At 69.6% G+C, this 20,922-nt stretch carries 25 protein-coding genes; 15 read left to right on the forward strand and 10 right to left on the reverse strand.

Features of this window, described 5'->3' with window-relative positions; genetic code table 11:
* Nucleotides 1–26: 26 nt before the first annotated feature.
* From ACZ607_RS15355 to ACZ607_RS15365, 3 genes are read left to right on the forward strand one after another with little or no spacing between them, the layout of a single operon-like run.
* Nucleotides 27–938, forward strand: a complete 912-nt coding sequence (locus ACZ607_RS15355) for an aminoglycoside phosphotransferase family protein (protein WP_469735195.1) — start codon at nucleotides 27–29, stop codon at nucleotides 936–938.
* Complete coding sequence (locus ACZ607_RS15360; protein ID WP_367554731.1) at nucleotides 939–1,631, forward strand: class I SAM-dependent methyltransferase; 693 nt, start codon at nucleotides 939–941, stop codon at nucleotides 1,629–1,631. It abuts the gene before it with no gap.
* A 15-nt stretch (nucleotides 1,632–1,646) separates the two neighbouring features.
* A complete protein-coding gene (locus tag ACZ607_RS15365; protein WP_367554733.1) occupies nucleotides 1,647–2,192 on the forward strand; it encodes an HAD domain-containing protein in 546 nt (181 codons plus the stop codon).
* A gap of 91 nt (nucleotides 2,193–2,283) precedes the next feature.
* On the opposite strand, the gene ACZ607_RS15370 is transcribed toward ACZ607_RS15365, so the two are convergent.
* Nucleotides 2,284–2,787, reverse strand: coding sequence for a DUF2716 domain-containing protein (locus ACZ607_RS15370; protein WP_469735196.1), 504 nt, complete (start codon nucleotides 2,785–2,787; stop codon nucleotides 2,284–2,286).
* Between the two features lie 180 nt (nucleotides 2,788–2,967).
* On the opposite strand from ACZ607_RS15370, the gene ACZ607_RS15375 reads away from it, so the two are divergent.
* Nucleotides 2,968–3,666, forward strand: a complete 699-nt coding sequence (locus ACZ607_RS15375; protein ID WP_367554737.1) for a hypothetical protein — start codon at nucleotides 2,968–2,970, stop codon at nucleotides 3,664–3,666.
* A gap of 164 nt (nucleotides 3,667–3,830) precedes the next feature.
* On the opposite strand, the gene ACZ607_RS15380 is transcribed toward ACZ607_RS15375, so the two are convergent.
* The 4 genes from ACZ607_RS15380 to ACZ607_RS15395 all read right to left on the reverse strand — a co-directional run bounded on the left by ACZ607_RS15380 (nucleotide 3,831) and on the right by ACZ607_RS15395 (nucleotide 8,178).
* Nucleotides 3,831–5,528 (reverse strand): relaxase/mobilization nuclease domain-containing protein, encoded by a 1,698-nt coding sequence (locus ACZ607_RS15380; RefSeq protein WP_469735197.1) that lies wholly within the window; start codon nucleotides 5,526–5,528, stop codon nucleotides 3,831–3,833.
* Nucleotides 5,518–6,087 carry a hypothetical protein gene (locus tag ACZ607_RS15385; protein WP_469735582.1) on the reverse strand — a complete coding sequence of 190 codons (570 nt, stop codon included), beginning with the start codon at nucleotides 6,085–6,087 and terminating at the stop codon, nucleotides 5,518–5,520. Before ACZ607_RS15385 ends, ACZ607_RS15380 begins: the two co-directional genes overlap by 11 nt.
* Before the next feature lie 313 nt (nucleotides 6,088–6,400).
* Entirely contained in the window at nucleotides 6,401–7,840 is a 1,440-nt protein-coding gene (locus ACZ607_RS15390) for a DUF3631 domain-containing protein (RefSeq protein WP_469735198.1), read from the reverse strand.
* A gap of 143 nt (nucleotides 7,841–7,983) precedes the next feature.
* Nucleotides 7,984–8,178 (reverse strand): helix-turn-helix transcriptional regulator, encoded by a 195-nt coding sequence (locus ACZ607_RS15395; RefSeq protein WP_030628141.1) that lies wholly within the window; start codon nucleotides 8,176–8,178, stop codon nucleotides 7,984–7,986.
* Between the two features lie 120 nt (nucleotides 8,179–8,298).
* On the opposite strand from ACZ607_RS15395, the gene ACZ607_RS15400 reads away from it, so the two are divergent.
* Entirely contained in the window at nucleotides 8,299–8,799 is a 501-nt protein-coding gene (locus tag ACZ607_RS15400; protein WP_358340094.1) for a helix-turn-helix transcriptional regulator, read from the forward strand.
* Nucleotides 8,800–8,823: 24 nt separating this feature from the next.
* On the forward strand, nucleotides 8,824–9,978 hold the full coding sequence (locus ACZ607_RS15405; protein WP_469735199.1) for a tyrosine-type recombinase/integrase: 1,155 nt from the start codon (nucleotides 8,824–8,826) through the stop codon (nucleotides 9,976–9,978).
* Between the two features lie 7 nt (nucleotides 9,979–9,985).
* On the opposite strand, the gene sodN is transcribed toward ACZ607_RS15405, so the two are convergent.
* A complete protein-coding gene (sodN, locus tag ACZ607_RS15410) occupies nucleotides 9,986–10,381 on the reverse strand; it encodes a superoxide dismutase, Ni (protein ID WP_185298534.1) in 396 nt (131 codons plus the stop codon).
* Nucleotides 10,382–10,561: 180 nt separating this feature from the next.
* On the opposite strand from sodN, the gene sodX reads away from it, so the two are divergent.
* Nucleotides 10,562–10,999, forward strand: a complete 438-nt coding sequence (gene sodX, locus ACZ607_RS15415) for a nickel-type superoxide dismutase maturation protease (protein WP_469735200.1) — start codon at nucleotides 10,562–10,564, stop codon at nucleotides 10,997–10,999.
* Here sodX and ACZ607_RS15420 read toward each other — a convergent pair.
* Entirely contained in the window at nucleotides 10,903–11,532 is a 630-nt protein-coding gene (locus tag ACZ607_RS15420; protein ID WP_469735201.1) for a CGNR zinc finger domain-containing protein, read from the reverse strand. The genes sodX and ACZ607_RS15420 overlap by 97 nt on opposite strands.
* Nucleotides 11,533–11,620: 88 nt before the next feature.
* Between ACZ607_RS15420 and ACZ607_RS15425 the strand changes: the two genes are divergently transcribed.
* The 3 genes from ACZ607_RS15425 to ACZ607_RS15435 all read left to right on the forward strand — a co-directional run bounded on the left by ACZ607_RS15425 (nucleotide 11,621) and on the right by ACZ607_RS15435 (nucleotide 13,821).
* Nucleotides 11,621–12,382, forward strand: a complete 762-nt coding sequence (locus ACZ607_RS15425; protein ID WP_469735202.1) for a class I SAM-dependent methyltransferase — start codon at nucleotides 11,621–11,623, stop codon at nucleotides 12,380–12,382.
* 138 nt (nucleotides 12,383–12,520) lie between these two features.
* Nucleotides 12,521–13,024: a SigE family RNA polymerase sigma factor gene (locus tag ACZ607_RS15430; protein WP_469735203.1), complete on the forward strand. Its 504-nt coding sequence runs from the start codon at nucleotides 12,521–12,523 to the stop codon at nucleotides 13,022–13,024.
* Nucleotides 13,021–13,821 (forward strand): hypothetical protein, encoded by an 801-nt coding sequence (locus ACZ607_RS15435; RefSeq protein WP_469735204.1) that lies wholly within the window; start codon nucleotides 13,021–13,023, stop codon nucleotides 13,819–13,821. Before ACZ607_RS15430 ends, ACZ607_RS15435 begins: the two co-directional genes overlap by 4 nt.
* 63 nt (nucleotides 13,822–13,884) lie before the next feature.
* Here ACZ607_RS15435 and ACZ607_RS15440 read toward each other — a convergent pair whose 3' ends face one another.
* From ACZ607_RS15440 to ACZ607_RS15450, 3 genes are read right to left on the reverse strand one after another with little or no spacing between them, the layout of a single operon-like run.
* Complete coding sequence (locus tag ACZ607_RS15440) at nucleotides 13,885–14,646, reverse strand: amino acid ABC transporter ATP-binding protein (protein WP_099174524.1); 762 nt, start codon at nucleotides 14,644–14,646, stop codon at nucleotides 13,885–13,887.
* On the reverse strand, nucleotides 14,643–15,611 hold the full coding sequence (locus tag ACZ607_RS15445) for an amino acid ABC transporter permease (protein ID WP_124274646.1): 969 nt from the start codon (nucleotides 15,609–15,611) through the stop codon (nucleotides 14,643–14,645). Before ACZ607_RS15445 ends, ACZ607_RS15440 begins: the two co-directional genes overlap by 4 nt.
* A gap of 27 nt (nucleotides 15,612–15,638) precedes the next feature.
* A complete protein-coding gene (locus ACZ607_RS15450) occupies nucleotides 15,639–16,598 on the reverse strand; it encodes an ABC transporter substrate-binding protein (protein ID WP_469735205.1) in 960 nt (319 codons plus the stop codon).
* Between the two features lie 522 nt (nucleotides 16,599–17,120).
* Here ACZ607_RS15450 and ACZ607_RS15455 point away from each other — a divergent pair.
* From ACZ607_RS15455 to ACZ607_RS15475, 5 genes are all read left to right on the forward strand, one after another.
* Nucleotides 17,121–18,362, forward strand: coding sequence for an NAD(P)-dependent malic enzyme (locus ACZ607_RS15455; protein WP_469735206.1), 1,242 nt, complete (start codon nucleotides 17,121–17,123; stop codon nucleotides 18,360–18,362).
* A gap of 227 nt (nucleotides 18,363–18,589) precedes the next feature.
* Complete coding sequence (locus ACZ607_RS15460) at nucleotides 18,590–19,555, forward strand: zinc-binding dehydrogenase (RefSeq protein ID WP_469735583.1); 966 nt, start codon at nucleotides 18,590–18,592, stop codon at nucleotides 19,553–19,555.
* The gene (locus tag ACZ607_RS15465; RefSeq protein WP_469735207.1) at nucleotides 19,552–20,097 is read left to right on the forward strand and encodes a GNAT family N-acetyltransferase; all 546 of its coding nucleotides are present in this window, start codon (nucleotides 19,552–19,554) and stop codon (nucleotides 20,095–20,097) included. Before ACZ607_RS15460 ends, ACZ607_RS15465 begins: the two co-directional genes overlap by 4 nt.
* A 31-nt stretch (nucleotides 20,098–20,128) precedes the next feature.
* Nucleotides 20,129–20,338, forward strand: a complete 210-nt coding sequence (locus tag ACZ607_RS15470; RefSeq protein ID WP_033298277.1) for a sigma factor-like helix-turn-helix DNA-binding protein — start codon at nucleotides 20,129–20,131, stop codon at nucleotides 20,336–20,338.
* On the forward strand, nucleotides 20,338–20,910 hold the full coding sequence (locus tag ACZ607_RS15475; RefSeq protein ID WP_469735208.1) for a Clp protease N-terminal domain-containing protein: 573 nt from the start codon (nucleotides 20,338–20,340) through the stop codon (nucleotides 20,908–20,910). The genes ACZ607_RS15470 and ACZ607_RS15475 overlap by 1 nt, the downstream gene beginning before the upstream one ends.
* Nucleotides 20,911–20,922 lie beyond the last annotated feature (12 nt).

Genomic DNA, 20,922 nt, shown 5'->3' on the forward strand with positions numbered 1-20,922 from the left:
GCCCACCAGCCCCTGGAGACCCCCTCATGGACCAGCGCCCGTCCGCCACCCTGCTGGACGACCTGTGCACCCTCGTCGGCAAGCCCCTCCCCGAACGTACCGAGATTCGCGTCTGGGGCATGTCCGGCGTCGAACGCGTCACCTTCCCCGACGGCACTACAGCCGTCTTCAAGTACGCCAAGGAGCCCTTCGACCGCGAGGCCCAGGCCCTGCGATTGGCCTACCAGCGCGGGCTCCCGGTCCCCGCGCTCCACGCCACTGCCATGCAGGACAAGTGGCTCGGGATGTTCATGGACGACCTCGGGACCTCCGTACGGGACGCCGACGACCTCGACGGTGTCGCCGCCGCCGTGATGCTCCATGCCGCCCGCCCTGCGGGCGGTCTGCCACTCCTCGACGGTGCGGGCCTCGCAGCCCTGCCCGGCCGAGCCCTCGATCACCTCCAGCGGCTGCGGAAAGCCGACCGGTGGACAGACTGCGACGACATCGAGACCGCGCTGGGGAAGGTCTCCGCCGCGGCCGAGGCCCGTGTCCAGGGTGCGACGCTCGACCCGTTCGGCTGGGTGCACTCCGAGTTCCACCCCACGAGCGTCCACATCGGGGAGAACGGATGGCACCTCCTCGACTTCGCACGCGCCTTCACCGGCCCCGGCCTGATCGACCTCGCCTCGTACCACGGCACCACCGACGTACCAAGCCCCTTCCGCATGCGGGTGCTCCTGGAGCAGTACGTCGCCGCAGGTGGTCATGAGGACGCCCTCGCCGCTCGGGGCGGCCTGGCCGCAGAGGCATGGGCCCTGGGTTGGCATCGGATGTGGGCCGTGGAGTGGTTCATGGAGCAGGCCATCCGCTGGATCGACGACCCGGCCAAGGACCCTGCGTACATCCCCGTCGTCCGCCGCCACCTGAACGACGTGGTCCAACTTCTGGAGGTCTAGGTGCTCGCCCAGGTCTCCCCCTGGTACGCCCACGCAGCCCAGCGCACAGCCGCCGACCCCGCGCACGCCCTCACCGCACCTGCCCGGATGGAATGGAGCACCCACGCAGGCATCGGTCCCGGCGCCGAGATCCTGGGCCGGGACCTGTGCGGCAAACGCGTCCTGGAGCTGGGCTGCGGCCCCGGCCACAACGTGGCCCACCTCGCGAAGTACCACCAGGCCCGCGTCACCGGCGTAGACATGGTCGGCCTCCAGGTAGGCCGCGCCCGCTCCCACTACGGCCACATCGACGGCGCCACCTTCGCCGCCGGCCACGCACTGCACCACCTGCAGGCCACCGGCCAGACCTTCGACGCGATCTACTCCGTCTTCGGCGCCGTCGGCCTCGTCGCCCCCGAGCTCCTCCTCGCCGCCGTTTCCCGACGCCTGAAGCCTGGCGGTGTCCTGGCCTTCTCCGTCCCCCACCCGGCACGGGCCGGAAGACATCCATCCACGGACGACCGTCCGCGCGAGGACTACGTCACCATGCCCGACCGCACCCGACTGCCCCTCGCCCGATGGGAGTTCGACGCCCGCCGCTGGGGAGCCCACCTCTCCCGGACCGGCCTGCGCGTCACCTCGGCGGTGGAGCTGCGGCACCCGCGCCGCGACCCGTGGCCCACCACCCTCCTGATCACCGCCCGCAAACGCTGACCGATGGAGGAAACGATGCCCCTGCCCTACCTGCTCCTCGACATCGACGGCGTCCTCATCCCCTTCCCGGCCGCCGACGGCAGCACCCCGCCCACCCACGTACGCCACACCGTCCTGCCCACCGGCCGGCACCCCGACGACCCCGTGCCCATCTGGCTCGACCCGAGCCACGGTTGCATGCTCACCGACCTCGTGACCAGCGGACTCGTCACCCCCGTGTGGTGCACGAGCTGGCGCAGGGACGCCACCACGATCATCGGGCCCCTCCTGGGGCTGCCCGACTTCCCTTACCTCGACCTGCCTCGCCCCCAGATCACCACCAGTCACCCCGACGGCTACCTCTGGAAACGTGACCACGTCGACGTCTGGCTGGCAGACGCCCCCGCCGTCTGGATCGACGACGACTTCACCGGCCTCGACCACGCGTGGGCGGCGGAGCGTACTGCCAGGGGAACGCCGACACTGATCGTTCAGCCCGACCCACGTCTCGGGCTGCAGCCCGAGCATCTGACCGAGGTGACGATGTGGCTCGCGCAGTTACCCACAGCCCGCGCCGTTTGACGCTCATGCCCTCGCTGCCGCGAGCAGCGAGGGCGCCAGGATGCGCTGTGGGGTCTGATTCTCTGGGCGCCTGTGGAGTCGGGGGCCCAACTCAGGCGGTGCCGACTGCCCTGCCGGACCTACGGATCGGCTGGCCGAGAAGCTTCTCCACCTCCGCGGATGTGGCGTCGAGGAATTCCTGACCGAACAGACAGAGGGACTGTTCCCAGGGGTGCCCAAAACTGCCCGTCCGGAAGTCTTCCGAGAGGTAGATGTAGTAGTCCCCATCGGGATACGGGCTCAAAGGCCAGGCCAGCTGCCCCGGGCCGCCGACGCCAAGCGGTGCGAAGCGATACGACGTGTGCTGCCAGTCGAGCGCGAGCAGTGTTCCGCTCCGACCCATGCAGGACTTCAGCCCCTGCTCGACCACCTCGACCAAGCGGCCCAAACGCTCGTATTCAGGATCGTCGTCAAGCACGGCAAGGCTCCAGGTAACCGATGCGACGGGCTCCTTGATGGCAGGCCACTTGAAAGAACTCGTACTCGGCCGGAACTTGAACTCGTCGTAGAAGCGGTCCCAAACACTTCGGTACTCGGTCTCAAGCAGCTCGACCACGGGACTCTCCATCATGACCCGACCCTATCGAGTCGCCCGTGTGAGGATCGGAGAAAGATCCTTCGCGGAACTTCGCTCCCCTCCACTCGGACCGTCAAGGTATTCCGTGAGAGGCGGGGGACGGCCTGATAGCCTGCGATCTTCGCCGGTCACCCGGACGGAGTCCCCCGGCAGGTCTTCATGCCTTGCTCTGAGCAGCTCATAACAGCTCTCGATGCCCTGGACCGCGCCTTCGCCTCAGAAGATCCCTTCCCCGTCACGGGGTGCACCTTTTGCTACAGCGAGCAGGACTTCGCCGAACTCTCCGGGCCACTGCATCTCATAGCCGATGATCTGGTTTCCTCGGTTGCCGCAGAGGTACCTGATCACTGGGAGGACTTTCCGCGCCTCTATCGCCGCCTCGTCCCGCGCATCATTCGCCTGCTCGTCACCGGCCGGCTCCACGTCGGCGAGGAGCTCATCGCCTCACGCCTGAATCAGGCGGGCTGGGCTGACTGGGATCTGCCCTTGACCGAGGCCCTGCGAGGCGTCTGGTCCGCCTGGTGGCAGAGCACGCTGGAGACCCACCCCAGCCCCGTGCCCGTCAGGGACGCCCTCAGCGTCATCGCCGTATCCACCAACAGCCTGCGTCCTTGGCTGAACATGTGGACCGCGACCAATACCCCAGCTGCCGACGCGCACTTGGCAGACCTCGTTACCGACGTGATGTACAAGTTCGAGATCACCGACTTGCGCATGGGCTTCTACGAAGAGTACGACGCCACTGCCGAGCTGCTGGGCTGGCTTCTCACCGACGTGCGCGATCGTGTCATTGACACGCGTCTCGACGCCCCCTTCCTCCATGAGCACCTTCAGGCAACCGCTCAGCCCCCCAGCTGATCTGGTACGCCATCCGGAACTGAACGGAAAGCTCCGTCTCCTCAGGGTTGGGCGTACCCCGTGGCAACACTTCCGGTGTTCCCACGGGGAACGTGTCGCACCAGGGGCTGTGCCGGCCTTCGCCTGCCGGTCCTCGTCGGGAATCTTGCGGGGAGAAGCCGGGGTCAAATGTGCCGACTGCGCTCCTCGGGCCTCTTAGCCACTGGCGTAGCCGGAAGGCGCGGCGTGGCGGACCTGGCCGATGTGCCACTAATGGCGCTTTGCCTGCGAGCGGCTTGCGTCCGCCGGTTCGGTTGTGCGGCGATGCGCCAGGTGAGGACCTCGGCGGGGCGCTCCGCACTGTCGAGTTCCCGCTGGGTGCCCACCTCGGCCAGGAGACGTCGGGGGTTGTGGCCGTCGGTTTCGGCTTGGGCGAGGGTTGTTGTCAGGGCGGTCCAAGTGGGGTCGGTGAGAATCCGGTCGGCGTGGTCGGGGAGGGCCGCGCGCACGTCCTGCTCGAAGCGGCTGGCGGTGGCGGCTCGTGGTGCGCGGTGGGCAAGCTCCACCAAGGCCGGTGCGGCGGCCTGCTGGTAGCCCGCCTGGAGGTGGAGGAAGGCTTCCTCGGCCGCAGCGGCCTGCTGTTCGTGGCCGCGCTGTTCGTGCCACGTCGCGGCGGCGCGGGCCAGGTACACGGTGGCGAAGAGCAGAGCGATGGCGAGTCCGCCGGGTTCGTTGGAGGCGTAGGCGAGTTCCTTGGCGGCCTGGCGCAGGGCGGTGGCCGCGTCGTGGTCAGCGCGCGCGGCGGAGCGGCGGGCGCGGTTGAACGCCGAGGCGGCTGCGCGGAGCTCTGCGCGGTGCGGGTCGGGTGAGGCGCTGGCGATGTTGTAGAGGGCGTCGCCGAAGGCGGCGAGGTGGGCCTGGGCGGCGGCATGGTCGTCGGAGTCGAGGGCGAAGTGCGCCGTCTGAATCGCGGTGATGGTGTGCTGCCACGGCTCGGCGGGATCTGCCGCGAACCTGGGGCGGTCGGTTACCTCCTGGTCGGGGAGGCGTTCGCGGAGACGGTTGATGGAGAGGTCGGGGGCGAGTTTCGAGCCGCCGTACCAGATGGGTTCGCCGGCGCTGTTGGTGTCGTCGGGTGCGGCGAGGCTGTAGCCGATCACGTCGCCGCTCTCGGGGCCGAGGCGTGTCTGGACCTTGATGCCGAGGGACTGCAGCACGGTGAAGTAGTCGGCTTCGGTGTGTACGGCGGCGGCGACCGCGTATGCCCGCTCGCGCAGCCAGTGCCGTGCCGTCACCGACTGGCCCTGGCGCTCGGCCTTGGCGCGTTCGGCACCGGTGGGGGTGCGGGGCGCGGTGAGGTCGCCGGACTTCAGGCGGCGCAGACCGAACTGAGCTTCGATCCGACGGCACTCGGCCTGAGCCCGTCGGCCGTCCTGGTGGGTGCGTGGGCGGCGTCCGTCGGCGCGGACGGTGGTGGCCATGATGTGGATGTGGTCGTCGGCGTGGCGTACCGCGATCCATCGGCATGCCCTCTCGTCGCCGTCGGGGGCGATGCCCGTGGCGTGCACGACGCGGCGGGCGACCTCGGCCCACTCGGTGTCTGTGAGGTAGCGGTCGCCGGGGGCGGTGCGGACTGGGCAGTGCCAGACGTGCTGCGATGGTTTCTTGCCGCCCAGCTCGCGGGTGCGGAGGTCGACGTGGTGGTCGAGTCGCCTGGCGAGCTGGGAGTAGGTGGCTGCCGGGTCGCGGCCGGGGTCCGGGGCGCCGGTCATGTCCCATGCGGCGACGATGTGGGGGTTGGTGTGCTCGTCGCGGCGCCCAGGGCCGAAGAGGTAGGCGATCAGTCCGCGGCTGTCGGAGCCGGTGGAGACGTCAGGAACCATGGGTCGTGCCGTTCGCGAGGAGCTGGTCGATGAGGTGGAAGCTGTTCTGTGCTGCTTGCTCGACGCGGTCGAGAACCGTCTCGGCGCGCTCGGGCACGGTTCCTCGGTTGATGGCTGCGGTGATCTGGTTGAGGTTGCCGCCGATGCGGTTCAGCGCGACGGTGTGCGCCTCGACGGCCTCGATCAGTGGGCGGAGAGGATCGTCCTCCGGACTGCCGACCATCCCCGCCTTGCCCTGCGCAACAGCCAGGGCCGCGTCCCCGACGAATCCGGCGAACCTCTGACCGCGCTGGTGAGCGGCGGCGCTGATCACCTGGACCGCGGTGCGTGTGAAGCGGATGGTTTTCTCCTGGTCGCGCTTCTCAACAGTGCGCTTGCGGTACATCTGCGCGGGCAGGGCGGGGGCGTCGAGATCCCGCCAGGAGGGCTGCTCGACGAGCGGTGGGGCATCGGCCGGCGTACGGCGAGGAGCGGAGTCGGCTACGGGCTGGCAGGATTCCTCGCCCACCTTCTCCTTCGGCTCGGGCGCCCCCTGGCGCTCGGCCTTGTCCTCCGCCACCCCTGGGGCGGGGGCAAGCGCGGACGAAGCCTCGTTAGAGGCTCGTTCGCTCCAGCTTGCTGCTGGTCGTCGGGTGAGCCTGAACAGCTTCCTGCGGCGGCGGGAGGTGGGGTCGTCGGCGTTCGATTCGGGCATGGTGGTGCTCCGTCAGTCGTGAGGGGTGGTGTCGTCGCATCCGTCGCATCCGTCGCGTGGCTGGTCAGCACAGGTACGGAGACGGAGGCAGGTACGGAGTGATCCGTAACGCCGAGGAGATCCGTCCCCGCGCTGACCTGCGCGGGGACGGATGCGACGGATTGATGCGGACCTGGTGTCAGCGAGTGGGCCAGGGGCCTGCGGGCCCTCCCGCCGGGCCGGTGGGCAGCGTCCCGGACGGAGGGGCGGGCGGCCTGCCCCGGGTCGGATGTGCCGGGACCTCGGCGGTGGGTGCCGACAGGGCGGGGTCGGGGCAGTAGCGGGCCCATGCGTCCACGAACTGGTTGCGGGCGTACGCCTTGGCCTGCCTGCCGTTCTCGAACCGGTAGTTGGCCGGGCTGATACCGAAGTCACGCAGTAGATTCGCCAGGTGGTAGGCGTTCAGACCCTTCGTGCCGTACTCCGCCCACGGGGCCTCGGCGTCCTGGATGAGGACCGCGAGCAGGTCCTGGCTGCGCATGGCCTCCTTGCCGGCCTCCTGGTCGAAGACGCGGCGGATGTCACGCAGCAGCCGCGTCTTCAGTGTCGTCTGTTCGTCCTGGACCACCTCGTTGCGCGTCATCGCGAGGCAAGCGGCACGTGCCCGCGCGGGCCAGTGTCCGCCGGCGAGGTCGGCGACGATGACGAGCGGCTCCCATGTGTCGGCGGCGCGGTCCTCGACGGGCATCTTCGGCACCGCGCCCGCGACGGTGCCGCGCTGCGGGACCAGCCAGTCGGCCAGCCGGTCGCGAATCGCGTGCAGTTCCGGTACGGAGTATCGCGATCGGAAGGGGGTGATCCGCTCACCCGGCTTGCGCTTCTGCATGCGGATGACGATCGCCCGGTCCATGATCGTGTCCGGCAGGTCGCCGATGCCGGCCAGCGCCGCCATGGCGAAGGTGGGGAACGCGGTCGGCTTGTGCTCCGGCCCGGAGATCCGCCAGGCGGGCCGGTTGCGCTGGTGCCCGGCGTTCAGCAGGCCGCGCAGGTCCTCCTTGTCGCCTGCCTTGGGGCCGAAGATGGTGTCGGCCTCGTCCACCAGCAGCGTCGGCGGGTTCTTGCCGATGACGCGGAAGACGACGGCGGGGGAGGTGTTCACCGTCATCATCGGCTGGTGGACGGTCTCGTAGAGGACGTCCAGGAGACGGGACTTGCCGCACCCCTTGGTCGGCCCGACCACCGCCAGCCGTGGCGCGTGTTGGAGGCCCGGCTGGATGTGGGAGGCCGCGACCCAGAGCGTGACGGCGGTCAGGGCCTCGTCGCTCGGCAGCACCACGTACCGCCCGATCGCCGTGTGGAGATCGTCCAGCAGCGCGCTGCCTTCGCCTGCCGGCCCGCCGCTATCTTGGGACTCTGGTCCGCCTGGAGCAGGAATGCATGCGCTGTCCGACGCTGTTGTCGGCGCACTGGTTTCGGCAGGTCGCGAATTGCGTGAGCTCCGGCTCGGCGCATCGGCGGGCGGGCCTCCGATGGCGGGGCGTGCTTCTCGGTCGCGAGGCAGACCCTGGCCCGGGACCGCGATCGGTGGCCAGGCAACACCGGATGCCTTCGAGGTGGCGGGGGACGTAGGGTCCTTCATAGATGTTCCTCTCAGGTGGGGGCGAGACGGGCAAGGTCTCGCCCCTGACCAGTTCGTTCAGGGATGGGCGAGGTGCAAGGGGATCTCCGGCCCTCGGCGTAGGCGCGCCGAGGGCCGTTCCTGTGTCCGGGCGGTCTGGCGGCTCATGAGGCCAGGCCCCACTCGTCTCCGCCGTCGATCAGCGCGCGCTCGTAGCGCAGCAGTTCGGCCTCGGGGTAGAGCACCCGCTTGCCGACCTTGATGCCGCGCGGCCCCTTCTTGAGCTGCCGCCAGTAGCGGACGGTGCTCTCGGCGGTGCGGTAGCGCTCGGCTACCTCGGCGGTGGTCAGGTAACGCATGCGTTCCCATTCGGCTAGGTTGTGATTCGATCCGCATAATCAGTACCTCATGATCGGCGGTTAGCCAAACCGGGAAGCCCATGTTTCAATTTGGATAGCGACGGTCGCGATGGAGGTTCGATGGCAGACGAGAAGTCCGAGGGCGGCGAGGTGCCGCTGCTTTACAGCGAAGGCAACGTGGCGGGCCGCGTGGCCCTGGAGCGCGAGGTCAGAGGGTGGAGCACGACCGAGCTGGCCGAACGGGTGACCAGAGCCGGCGTGAAGATGAATCAGACGGCCGTCTGGCGCATCGAGAACGGCTCACCCCGTCGCCGGATCAACCTCGACGAGGCGCTCGCCTTCTCCCGCGTCTTCGAGCTCCCCCTCGAAGAGCTGATGTCGCCGCCCCTCGAAGGGCTCGACGTCGACAGCCGACGGCTCGTCCAGGAAGCCGTCGAAGCGTTCTACGAAACCCGCGACGCCCGCGACCGCCTGCACCGCGCCGTGGTCGCCGTCGCAGGCCACATCAAGGCCCACCCGGACAGCTCGCGGGCGATCCACGAGCAATGCCTCCGCCTCATGGGGGACGAGCGAGACGCGCGCGTCCTCAGCGGCGACATCGAGGACGGGGGCCACTACTGACAACCAGCACAGAGGAGAAGCCACTTGGCGAACGTACAGAAGCGACCCAACGGCAAATGGCGCGCCCGATACCGTGATCTCGACGGCAAGGAGCACGCCCGCCACTTCGACCGGAAGCTCGACGCCCAGCGCTGGCTCGACGAGGTCACGGCCAGCGTGGTCACTGGTCAGTACGTCGACCCGCGCGCCGGTCGCATCACCTTCGCGAAATACGCCGAGAGGTGGCAGGGCTCGCTCATCGCGAGCGAGGCGGGTGAGCGCATCACCGACAACGCGCTCCGGCTCCACCTCGTACCGGCGCTGGGTGCCCGCTCCCTGGCGGCGATACGCCGCAACGACATACAAGTGCTGTTCAAGCACCTGTCCGACCAGCTCGGCCCGGGCAGTGTCCGGAACGTCCACGACGTCCTCGTGCGCGTCATGACGGCGGCCGTGGACGACAAGGTCATCGCCTCCAGCCCGTGCCGCCGGATCACCCTTCCGGTCATGCCGGACGAAGAGGTCACCCCGCCCACCGTCGCTCAGGTCGGGGCCATGGCGCGAGCGATGCCGCCATACATCCGGGCGGCCGTCGTCACGCTCGCCGGATCAGGTCTGCGGATAGGGGAGTTGCTCGGCCTCAAGGTGGCGGATGTCGACTTCAAGGCCAGCACCATCCGCGTGGAGCGGCAGCGGCTCCAGTCGGGGAAGGTCGGTCCACCGAAGACCGCCAAGTCCCGGCGGACAGTTCCGGTCGGGGAGGTCGTCACCGACGCGTTCCTCGGACACCTCGCTGCGCGTCCCTCCACGGAGTGGCTGTTCACGATGGAGGAGGGGGAGCCACTCAACTACCGCCGCTGGAAGACCGAGTGGAACTGCGCCCGCAGGACGCTCCAGGCGGAGGAGAACAAGGCGGCCAAGAACGAGGGCCGCAAGCCCGTCGAGCTGCCGCACATGGTGACCCACGACTTGCGGCACTTCTACGCCTCCGCGCTCATCGCGGGCGGCGCGAGCGTCAAGCAGGTCCAGATGGTCCTCGGCCACGCGTCCGCCGTCATCACGCTGCGGATCTACGCGCACCTGTGGCCGGGCGAAGAAGACCGCACCCGGTCCGTGATGGACGCCGTTCTCGGCGGCCTGCGGACCGGGTGCGGACCGGTAGGGAGTCCGACCAGCGAAACCGCAGGTCAGACGGCCTAACCGTAGATCAGGCCTTCTTGGTCTCCCAGAAGATCGCGTCGATCTGGGCGATCAGGTCCAGAGCCTTCTGGCCCGTGGCCGGGTCGTTCGAGCCCTTGGCCGCGGAGAGCGCCTTCAGGGTGTCGTTGACCAGCTGGTGCAGCTCCGGGTACTTCTCGAAGTGCGGGGGCTTGAAGTAGTCGCTCCAGAGCACCGAGACGTGGTGCTTCGCGAGCTCGGCACGCTGTTCCTTGATCAGAACGGCGCGCGTGCGGAAGTCCGCGTCCTCATTGGCCTGGTACTTCTCCTGGACGGCCTTGACGGACTCCGCCTCGATGCGGGCCTGGGCCGGGTCGTACACGCCGCAGGGCAGGTCGCAGTGGGCGCTGACCTTCACCTTGGGGGCAAACAGGCGGGAAAGCATGGAGCTGTCCTTCCTCGTGATCGTCTTCTCAGGTGGGACATTACTCCGTGGGAAGCCGCTTTTTGCTGCTGCCCCCTAGGGCTTAGGCCAAAAGTCCGGGGTGAGGATGAGACCGGTGGCGGAAAATACGGAGCGGTGCGCGCAGCCGTGTACCGGAGGACGGACCGGGAGGTGCCACAGATGCCGGAGCCGGCACAGGAGCCGTGGAGCGGGCGGGCGGGACGTAAGCCGTTCCAGGTGGTGGAGGTGACGGGGCCCTCGATGGTGCCCACCCTGTACCACGGGGACCTGCTGCTCGTGCAGCGCGGGGCGCCGGTGCGCCCCGGTGACGTGGTGATCCTGCGTCACCCTTTCCAGCAGGACCTGCTGGTCGTGAAGCGGGCCGCCGAGCGGCGCGGCGGCGGCTGGTGGGTGCTGGGTGACAACGCGTACGCCGGCGGGGACAGCACGGACTACGGGACGGTGCCCGAGGAGCTCGTGCTGGCCCGCGTGCGGGCCCGCTACCGGCCGCTGAGGAAGGATCAGCGGTCGGTGTTCGGGCTGCTGGGCTGGGCGGTGTCCGCGGTGCGGCGCGTCTCGCCGGAGCGGTCGGCCTCCAGGCGCTTGCGGGCCCGGTAGGCCGCCACGTTGGCCCGGGTCGCGCAGCGGTCCGAGCAGTAGCGCCGTGAGCGGTTGGTCGAGGTGTCGAGGTAGGCGTTGCGGCACGGAGCCGCCTCGCACAGGCCGAGCCGGTCCACCCCGTGCGTGGTGAGGTGGAAGGCGAGGCCCATCGCCGCGATGGCGGCGAAACCGGCCGTCACGTTCGACGGGTGGTCGGCCAGATGCATGTGCCAGTCCGGTGTGCCGTCCTCGGCACGGGTGTCGTGCCCGGAGATCTGCGGGCTGACCGGGAACTCCAGCAGCAGCGAGTTGAGCAGGTCGACCGCGAGTGTGTCGTCGCCGCCGTCGGCCGCCTCGAAGACCGCGCGCAGCCGGGCCCGGACGGAGCGGAAGCGCGTCACATCGGCGTCCGTCGCACGCCGGGCCGCCTGGGCGTTGGTGCCGAACAGCTCACGGACGCACTCCACGGTCGTGAGGGAGTCCTTGTTGCGGGCCGGCTCCTCGGTGTTGACCAGACGCACGGCGTAATCCGAGTAATAGGCCAGTTCCACTTGTAGTCCTTACGGCGTCGGTCTATGGTCGCTGTGTCGACCAGTGTAATGGTCGGTGACGAACACTGGGTATTACGTGGAGGGTGAGATGGCGGAGGCGGCTACGAGCACCGACTGGCAGTCCTGGCAGAAGAGCTGGGACCGGCAGCAGGAGTGGTACATGCCGGACCGCGAGGAGCGGTTCCGGGTGATGCTGGACATGGTCGAGGCCGTCGTGGGGCCCGAACCGAGGATCCTGGACCTGGCGTGCGGTACGGGAAGTATCACGGACCGGCTCCTCCGGCGGTTCCCCGGCGCCACCAGTACGGGCGTCGACCTCGACCCCGCGCTGCTCGCCATCGCGCGGGGCACCTTCGAGGGGGACGACCGGGTCACCTTCGTGACCGCCGACCTGAAGGACCCGGACTGGACCGAGCGGCTCCCGCACACGTCGTACGACGCCGTGCTCACCGCCACCGCCCTGCACTGGCTGCACAGCGAGCCGCTCGCCACCCTGTACGGGCAGGTCGCCGGGGTGGTCAGGGACGGCGGGGTCTTCATGAACGCGGACCACATGATCGACACCGGCACCCCGCGCATCAACGCCGCCGAACGCGCCCACCGGCACGCGGCGATGGACCGGGCCAAGGCCGCGGGGGCCGTGGACTGGCGCGAGTGGTGGGACCTGATGGCGAAGGACCCGGTCCTCGCGGAGCCCACCGCCGAACGGTTCGTGATCTACGGCGAGCACGCGGACGGCGACATGCCCTCCGCCGACTGGCACGCCCGCACCCTCCGCGAGGCCGGCTTCGGTGAGGCCCGCGCGGTCTGGGCCTCCCCGTCGGACACCATGGTCCTCGCCCTGAAGTAGCGCCACGGAGAAGTGCGGGAGGAGGGGCGGCCGTCGGCCGCCCCTCCTCCTGTTCGTCCCGCACCGCAACCTCCTGCCCGCCCCGGCGCACTGGAAGGGTGAGACGGTCCGCATCCGCGGACCCGGAGAGAGGCGCCGATGACGCGGATCGATGACGACGCCGCACTGCACGCGTTCGTGGAGGGCAGACGCACGGCGCTGTTCCGCAGCGCCTACCTGCTGTGCGGAGACCGGCACGAGGCCGAGGACCTGGTCCAGACGACGCTGGTGAAGGTCGTGCTCGGCGGGAAGCGGCACGGGCGGCTCGACAACATCGAGGCGTACGCCCGCAAGACCCTGGTCAACACCTTCATCGCCGGCCGGCGCCGGTTCTGGAGGCGTGAACAGGCTTACGGGGAGCTGCCCGACCTTCCGGGGGACCCGGCCGACACGGACACCGGACTGATGGTGCGGGCGGCGCTCGCCCGGCTCACGGCCGGGCAACGGGCCGTGCTGGTGCTGCGCTACTGGGAGGACCTGAGCGTCGAGGCGACCGCCGACCTGCTCGGGATGCGGGCGAACACGGTCAAGAGCCACACGGCACGAGGGCTGGCGGCGCTGCGCGCCGGCATGGCCGCGGACACGGCGGAGGAACTTGTATGAACGACGTACGCGCACTGCTGGAACGGGCCACGCAGGACGCCGGCCACCCCACCGTCTCCACCGGGGCGGTGTACGCCCGGGCCGGGAGGATCCGCTTCCGGCGCAGGGCCGCGGCCTCGATGGCCGCGCTCGCGGTCGTCGCGGCGGGCGCGGCGGCCCTGCCCGGCATCCGGAACCTTACGGACACCACGGGGACCGGGCGCTCCTCCGTGGCGACGGCGCCGGCGGCACGGGAGAGCGCGTCCGGGGAGGACACGTCCGGGAAGGCGGCCCGGCTGGCCGCGCTGCTGCCGAAGGACGTGGGGAGCGTCGAGAAGGTCTCGCTGCCCGCCCTGACCGGCAACGGGGCACCCGGGCAGGAGCAGTCGGCGCACGCGGGCCCGCTGGACGGCGAGTACCTGATCCGCAAGGACGGCGGTGCCGGCTACCTCGTCGTGAAGTACCTGGACCGCTCCGTCCTCGGAGCACAGCCCGACGGCACCGGACGGGGCGACCTCTGCGCGCCGGGGGACGGCGGCCGCCCGCTCGCCGACTGTGTGCGGGACGAACTTTCGGACGGCAGCGTCCTGACGACCTGGAGCGACCCGATGGAGGACGCCGGTCGGGACGGAACACCCCTGTGGGGCCCGGAGCTCGACGGACGGCTGGAGCTGAAGGACGGTTCCCTGCTGGGCATGCGGGCCAGCAGCGGATACCTCGGCGACCGGTCGCGGGGCCCGCTGCTCACGGACCCGCCCCTCGGCCAGGACCAGTTGCGCACGCTGATGCGGCGGGCGGAGCTGCTCCCGGCGGGGTAGCGGAAGCGCGGAGGGCGGTACGGGACCCGGTCCCGTACCGCCCTCCGCCGCGTCGCTCCGGCGCTACAACACCTTCGACAGGAACGACTTCGTCCGGTCCTGCTGCGGGTTGGTCAGGACGTCGCGCGGGTGGCCGGACTCGACCACGACACCGTCGTCCATGAAGACCAGCGCGTCGCCCACCTCGCGGGCGAAGCCCATCTCGTGGGTGACGACGATCATCGTCATGCCGTCCTCCGCGAGGCCGCGCATGACGTCCAGGACGTCGCCGACCAGCTCGGGGTCGAGGGCCGACGTCGGCTCGTCGAAGAGCATCAGCTTCGGCTCCATGGCCAGGGCGCGGGCGATCGCCACGCGCTGCTGCTGCCCGCCGGAGAGCTGGGACGGGTAGTTCTTCGCCTTGTCGGACAGGCCGACCCGGTCCAGGAGCCGTTCCGCGCGGGCCCGGGCGACGGCCTTGGCCTCGCCCTTGACCTGGATCGGGGCCTCCATGACGTTCTCGAGGGCCGTCATGTGCGGGAACAGGTTGAAGCGCTGGAAGACCATGCCGATGTCACGGCGCTGCAGGGCGACTTCGCTGTCCTTGAGCTCGTAGAGCTTGTCGCCCTTCTGCCGGTAGCCGACCAGGTCCCCGTCGACGTACAGCCGGCCGGCGTTGATCTGCTCCAGGTGGTTGATGCACCGCAGGAACGTCGACTTGCCGGAGCCGGACGGGCCGATGAGGCAGAAGACCTCCCGCGGGGCGACCTCCAGGTCGATGCCCTTGAGGATGTGCGCGGGGCCGAAGGACTTGTGTACGCCCTCGGCCTTCACCATGGCGGTCATGCGGAGACACCTCCCGAGGGACGGTTGCTGAAGGAGGCGAGGTTGACCTTGATCCGCTGGAACGGTGTGAGCGGCAGGCTCCGCAGGCTGCCCCGGGCGTAACGGCGCTCCAGGTAGTACTGGCCGACGCTGAACACGCTGGTCATGACGATGTACCAGATCGACGCGACGAAGAGCATCTCCATCACCGCGTAACTGGTCGAGCCGATCTGCGAGGTGGAACGCAGCAGCTCGTTGTAGGTGACCGCGTAGACCAGGGACGAGGTCTTCAGCATGTTGATGAACTCGTTGCCGGTCGGCGGGATGATCACCCGCAGGGCCTGCGGGAGCACCACGCGGCGCATGGTCTTCGCCTGGGTCATGCCCAGGGCGTGCGAGGCCTCGGTCTGGCCCTCGTCCACCGACTGGATGCCCGCCCGGACGATCTCCGCCATGTACGCGGCCTCGTTGAGGGCCAGCCCCAGCAGGGCGCACATGAACGGGGTCATCACATCGGTCATCTCGTCCTTGTAGATGAACGGGATGTTCAGGACCGGGAAGATGAGCGCCAGGTTGAACCAGAGCAGCAGCTGCACATAGACCGGGGTGCCGCGGAAGAACCAGATGTACAGCCAGGCGACCCAGCTGGTCACCGGGTTCCTGGAGAGCCGCATCACGGCGAGCACCACACCCAGGATCACGCCCAGGACCATGGCGAGCACACTGATCATCAGCGTGCGGCCCGCCCCGGCCAGGACGGTGTCGTCGAACAGCTTGTCCTGGACCGCCTGCCACTGGATGTTGCCCTGCGAGAAGGCGTACACCAGGGCGACGAGGAGCGCGATGACGACCACGCCGCTGATCCAGCGGCCGTAGTGCCGTACGGGGATGGCCTTGATGGTCTCCGGTGCGACGGTGGTGGCCTTGGAGACGGGTGCGGCGGCGGCCGATGGGCCGCCGGGCACCTTGTCGAGCTTGTCAGTCATGGTGACTGCCCTTCGGTGGTGCGCCGGTCACTTGCCGCCGTTGACGGCGGCCTTGTCGATCGCGCCGGTACCGGCACCCCACTTGTCGAGCACCTTCTTGTAGGAGCCGTCCGCGATGATCGCGTCCACGGCCTCCTTGAGCACGTCACGCAGCTCGGTGTTGTCCTTGTTCACGGCGATACCGAACGGACCGGCGTCGACCTGCTCGCCGACGACCTCGAAGTCGTTGCCGCCGCCGGCCTTGCGGGCCAGGTCGACCGCGACCGGGTAGTCGTTGACGCCGGCGACGGCGCCGCCCGACTTCACCCGGGTCTGCGCCTCGGTGTCGTTCTCGAAGGACTCGATCTTCACGGCCTTCTTGCCGCCGTCCGTGCAGGCCGTGGACTGCTTCTTCAGGGCTTCCTCGTACGTGGTGCCGCGCTGGACCGCCGCCACCTTGCCGCACAGGTCCTCGATGGACTTGATGCCCTCGGGGTTGCCCTTCTTGGTGTAGACGGCGGTGCCGGCCAGGAAGTAGTCGACGAAGTCGACGCCCTTGCCGAGCTTCTTGCCCTTGTCGTCCAGACCTTCCTGGCGCTGCTTGTTGTCCGTGATGGACGACATCGCGATGTCGTGACGGCCGGTGTTGAGCGCGGTGATCAGACCGTCGAAGGAACCGGAGGTGAACTCGAACTTCACACCCAGCTGCTTGCCGAGGGCGTCGGCGAGGTCCGGGTCGACACCGACGATCTTGCCGTTCTCGACGGACTCCATCGGGGCGTACTCGGCATTCGTGCCGACCTTGATGACACCGGACTTCTGGTACTTCGCCGGAAGCTTGTCGAAGAGCGGGGCGGTGTTCCCCGAGGTGTCGCCGCCGGCCTTCGTCGAACCGCCGTCGGTCTGGTCGCCGCAGGCGGTCAGCAGCAGGGTGCCGGCGACCGCGACTGCGCAGACCGCGGCAATCCGGGACTTCGCGGTCGTACGACAGAGGGTGCTTGCGGTCATGATCGGAATCCTCCGGCGGTGAGGGAATGCTGGTCAGGTGGGCACGCACGCACCTTCGAGTGACGCCACCTTGTGTGATTAGGGCATCTTGCCATTCGGACTCACCCAATCAGGGGGCCGGTCATGTCAAAATCGGGTAACGGGCGACCCCCGAACCTCAATGGCCCGGTACCGCAAGGCCGGACCATCTGCTGGAAAGTGCGTGCCCCTCCGGAGAATCTCCGGTGCGTCTCGACCTACGGACGGCCTTCGTAGCCCTTAGTGGACTTGTCCAGATATTCGGCTATGAGTCATGTCACCGAGTCGATACCGACTCGTAAGAGGCCCGGTCCGTCCGGTAAGAAAGACCTTTACACCCCTCATCCGGGGCTCAGGGCGCGTGTGCGGCGCGCCCGCGCGTATGTGCCTCCCCTGCCGGAGCGGTCCAACCGCTCAGTGCCGGGAACGTACGCGGTGCCCGCCCACCCCTCCTCAACCAGGAGTGGCCACCCTCAACTGATGAAGACTTAAGGGGTCAACACAATGGCAGCGGAGATCGTCAATCCTCGCAGCGACAGCAAGACGAACGACGGCCGGACGCCCGGTGCGGCAGGGCTCAGCAGTGCGGACGAGCCCTTCGATCCGGCGTTCGCCCTCCACCGCGGCGGGAAGATGGCCGTGCAGGCCACCGTTCCGATCCGCGACAAGGACGACCTGTCCCTCGCGTACACGCCCGGCGTGGCGAAGGTGTGCAGCGCCATCGCCGAGCATCCGGAGCTCGTCCACGACTACACCTGGAAGTCGCAGGTCGTGGCCGTCGTGACGGACGGTACGGCCGTCCTCGGCCTGGGGGACATCGGTCCCGAGGCCTCCCTCCCGGTGATGGAGGGCAAAGCGATTCTCTTCAAGCAGTTCGGCGGGGTCGACGCGGTGCCGATCGCGCTCGCCACGACCGACGCGGACGAGATCGTCGACACCGTCGTGCGCCTCGCGCCGTCCTTCGGCGGGGTCAACCTGGAGGACATCTCGGCGCCCCGGTGCTTCGAGATCGAGCGCAAGCTCCAGGAGCGTCTCGACATCCCGGTCTTCCACGACGACCAGCACGGCACGGCCGTGGTCACCCTCGCGGCCCTGCGCAACGCGACGAAGCTCTCCGGACGGACGCTCGGTGATCTGCGCGCCGTGATCTCCGGGGCCGGCGCGGCGGGCGTGGCCATCGCGAAATTCCTGCTGGAGGCGGGCATCGGCGATGTCGCCGTGGCCGACCGCAAGGGCATCGTGAGCGCCGACCGCGACGACCTCACGGAGGTCAAGCGCGAGCTGGCGGAGCTCACCAACCGGGCCGGCATCACGGGCTCCCTGGAGACGGCGCTGGCCGGCGCCGACGTCTTCATCGGAGTCTCCGGCGGTACGGTCCCCGAGCCGGCCGTGGCCTCGATGGCGCCCGGTGCGTTCGTGTTCGCCATGGCCAACCCGAACCCCGAGGTCCACCCCGACATCGCGCACAAGTACGCGGCCGTCGTGGCGACCGGGCGTTCGGACTACCCGAACCAGATCAACAACGTGCTGGCGTTCCCCGGGATCTTCGCGGGCGCGCTCCAGGTGCGTGCCTCCCGGATCACCGAGGGCATGAAGATCGCCGCGGCGAACGCGCTGGCCGATGTCGTCGGCGACGAGCTGGCCGCGGACTACGTGATCCCCTCGCCGTTCGACGAGCGGGTCGCTCCGGCCGTCACGGCCGCGGTGGCCGCCGCCGCTCGTGCGGAGGGTGTCGCGCGGCGCTGACGCGCTACGGGTGTGGGGGGGGCGGGGTCCGCTGCGCGGGGCCTGTTCCCCCGCCCCGCCCCTTCCCGGAACCGGGGCACCGTCCCGGACCCCGGGCCTCGAACGCCGGGCAGGCTGGGTTTCGCCCTTGGGCGCCGGGTGGGCGGTGGCTCGTGCCCGGCCGGGGCGGCGCGTGTCACACTCTCGAACGCTTACGTCACGTGGCGTCACGCCCTATCGTCATGGCCATGTTCGCCGCCTACGCCGCACGCATCGACCGTGACCAGCCCCTCTCCGGACTTGAGCTGGGCGAACGCCCCTCGCCCGAGAGCCGCCCCGGCTGGACCACCGTCCAGGTCAGGGCCGCGTCGCTCAACCATCACGACCTCTGGTCCCTCCGTGGGGTGGGCCTCGCCGAGGACAAGCTGCCGATGATCCTCGGCTGCGACGCCGCGGGGATCGACCAGGACGGCAACGAGGTCGTCCTGCACTCCGTCATCGGCCAGACGGGGCACGGGGTCGGACCGGACGAGCCGCGCTCCATCCTCACCGAGCGCTACCAGGGCACCTTCGCCGAGCTGGTCACCGTACCGAGCTGGAACGTGCTCCCCAAGCCGAAGGAACTCACCTTCGAGCAGGCCGCCTGCCTGCCCACCGCCTGGCTGACGGCGTACCGGATGCTCTTCACCAACGCCGGTGTACGGCCCGGGGACTCCGTTCTCGTCCAGGGCGCGGGCGGCGGTGTGGCCACGGCCGCGATCGTGCTCGGCAAGGCCGCCGGCCTGCGGGTGTTCGCCACCAGCCGCGACGAGGCCAAGCGCAAGCGAGCCGTCGAACTGGGAGCCGTCGAGGCCTATGAGCCCGGCGCGAGGCTGCCCCAGCGCGTCGACGCCGTCATCGAGACCGTCGGAGCCGCGACCTGGTCCCACTCGGTGAAGTCGCTGCGGCCCGGCGGCACCCTGGTCATCTCCGGCGCCACCAGTGGCGACCGGCCCTCGCACGCCGAACTGACCCGCATCTTCTTCCTGGAGCTCAAGGTCGTGGGCTCCACGATGGGCTCCAAGGACGAGCTGGAGGACCTGCTGTCGTTCTGCGCGGCCACCGGCGTGCGGCCCGTGATCGACGGGACGCTGCCGCTGGACCGCGCGCGCGAGGGCTTCGAGCGGCTCGCCTCCGGTGACCTGTTCGGGAAGATCGTGCTCACCACGTCGTGAGCCCGGCAGGTGAACTGCTGACGCCGGACGGTCTGTTGCTGCGTCCCTGGCGGAACGACGACGCGCCGGCGGTGCTCCGTGCCTTCCTGCCCGAGGAGATGGCGCGCCAGGCGGGCCGGCCCGTCACGACCCCCGCCGAGGCCCTGGAATGGATTGCCGCCCGCGAGAGTGAGCGGGAAGCCGACAGAGCCTATACCTGGGCCGTCGTCCGTGACGGTGTCGCGCTCGGGTCGGTGGCCGTGGCGGCGGTGAACCACGTCCACAACACCGGCTGGGTCTCCTACTGGACCGTCGAAACGGCACGCGGGACAGGAATCGCCGTCGGGGGCGTGCGGGCGTTGGCCCGCTGGGCCTTCGAGGACCTGGGGCTCCACCGGCTCGAGCTCGGGCACCGGACGAACAACCCCGCCTCCTGCGCCGTGGCGGTGCGGGCCGGCTTCGCCGCGGAAGGGATCGAGCGGAAGAAGCTCCGCTACGGCGACACCCGGTACGACGTGGAGCGCCACGCACGCCTCGCCACCGATCATGTCAACCAGGGTTGACAGGCGCCGACTGTCAACGTACGTTGACGTCATGACCGAAGCAACGGATCTCGCCGCACGCGCCGGTGACCACGACCCGCGCGTCGGACTGCGGGCGGTCGCCGCGCTGCGGCGTCTGCTCGAGCAGCTCGAAGCCGTCCAGGTGAGGAGCGCCCGCGTCCAGGGATGGTCGTGGCAGGAAATCGCTGCCGAGCTGGGCGTCAGCAGGCAGGCCGTGCACAAGAAGTACGGGAGGCATTGATGTTCGAGCGATTCACCAAGGGCGCCCGGGCCACCGTGACCGGCGCGGTCACCCACGCCGAACGGGCCGGGGCGGACTCGGTCACCGAGGAACACCTCCTGCTCTCCCTGCTGGACCAGGAGGGGAGCCGGGCCTCCTTCGCCGTCGCCGCCCTCGGGCTCACGGACCGGCGCGCCTCGGTGGAGGCGGCACTCACGGAGGCCCGCCGCCGTGGCGGCCTCACCAAGGCCGATACGGAAGCGCTCGCCGGCATCGGTATCGACGTCACCGAGATCGTGGCCCGGGTCGAGGGTGCCCACGGTGAAGGGGTCCTGGCGGGCGACCGGAAGAACCGCCGACGGTGGTCCGGGCATCGTTCCTTCACGGGCGGCGCCAAGAGCATCCTGGAGAAGTCCCTGCGCATCGCCCTCGGCCGGCGCGACCGCTTCATCGGTGAGGAACACCTGCTGCTGGCCCTGACCGCCTGCCCCGGCGTCGTCGCCGACGTACTCGCGGAACACGGTGCGACCTACGCGACGGTGGAGCACGCGCTGTACGGGGACGGTGGGGAGGGCCACGCCCGGGCGAGCTGACGGGGGAGTCGG

It is taken from the genome of Streptomyces sp. NPDC104381, from assembly GCF_055583745.1.

Bases quoted from the DNA above. Each gene is read 5' to 3' on its own strand.
- ACZ607_RS15355 (WP_469735195.1), top strand. From the start codon at position 27: ATGGACCAGCGCCCGTCCGCCACCCTGCTGGACGACCTGTGCACCCTC.
- ACZ607_RS15365 (WP_367554733.1), top strand. From the start codon at position 1,647: ATGCCCCTGCCCTACCTGCTCCTCGACATCGACGGCGTCCTCATCCCC.
- ACZ607_RS15375 (WP_367554737.1), top strand. From the start codon at position 2,968: ATGCCTTGCTCTGAGCAGCTCATAACAGCTCTCGATGCCCTGGACCGC.
- ACZ607_RS15380 (WP_469735197.1), bottom strand. From the start codon at position 5,528: ATGGTTCCTGACGTCTCCACCGGCTCCGACAGCCGCGGACTGATCGCC.
- ACZ607_RS15390 (WP_469735198.1), bottom strand. From the start codon at position 7,840: ATGAAGGACCCTACGTCCCCCGCCACCTCGAAGGCATCCGGTGTTGCC.
- ACZ607_RS15395 (WP_030628141.1), bottom strand. From the start codon at position 8,178: ATGCGTTACCTGACCACCGCCGAGGTAGCCGAGCGCTACCGCACCGCC.
- ACZ607_RS15400 (WP_358340094.1), top strand. From the start codon at position 8,299: ATGGCAGACGAGAAGTCCGAGGGCGGCGAGGTGCCGCTGCTTTACAGC.
- sodN (WP_185298534.1), bottom strand. From the start codon at position 10,381: ATGCTTTCCCGCCTGTTTGCCCCCAAGGTGAAGGTCAGCGCCCACTGC.
- sodX (WP_469735200.1), top strand. From the start codon at position 10,562: ATGCCGGAGCCGGCACAGGAGCCGTGGAGCGGGCGGGCGGGACGTAAG.
- ACZ607_RS15425 (WP_469735202.1), top strand. From the start codon at position 11,621: ATGGCGGAGGCGGCTACGAGCACCGACTGGCAGTCCTGGCAGAAGAGC.
- ACZ607_RS15430 (WP_469735203.1), top strand. From the start codon at position 12,521: ATGACGCGGATCGATGACGACGCCGCACTGCACGCGTTCGTGGAGGGC.
- ACZ607_RS15435 (WP_469735204.1), top strand. From the start codon at position 13,021: ATGAACGACGTACGCGCACTGCTGGAACGGGCCACGCAGGACGCCGGC.
- ACZ607_RS15440 (WP_099174524.1), bottom strand. From the start codon at position 14,646: ATGACCGCCATGGTGAAGGCCGAGGGCGTACACAAGTCCTTCGGCCCC.
- ACZ607_RS15445 (WP_124274646.1), bottom strand. From the start codon at position 15,611: ATGACTGACAAGCTCGACAAGGTGCCCGGCGGCCCATCGGCCGCCGCC.
- ACZ607_RS15450 (WP_469735205.1), bottom strand. From the start codon at position 16,598: ATGACCGCAAGCACCCTCTGTCGTACGACCGCGAAGTCCCGGATTGCC.
- ACZ607_RS15455 (WP_469735206.1), top strand. From the start codon at position 17,121: ATGGCAGCGGAGATCGTCAATCCTCGCAGCGACAGCAAGACGAACGAC.
- ACZ607_RS15460 (WP_469735583.1), top strand. From the start codon at position 18,590: ATGTTCGCCGCCTACGCCGCACGCATCGACCGTGACCAGCCCCTCTCC.
- ACZ607_RS15470 (WP_033298277.1), top strand. From the start codon at position 20,129: ATGACCGAAGCAACGGATCTCGCCGCACGCGCCGGTGACCACGACCCG.
- ACZ607_RS15475 (WP_469735208.1), top strand. From the start codon at position 20,338: ATGTTCGAGCGATTCACCAAGGGCGCCCGGGCCACCGTGACCGGCGCG.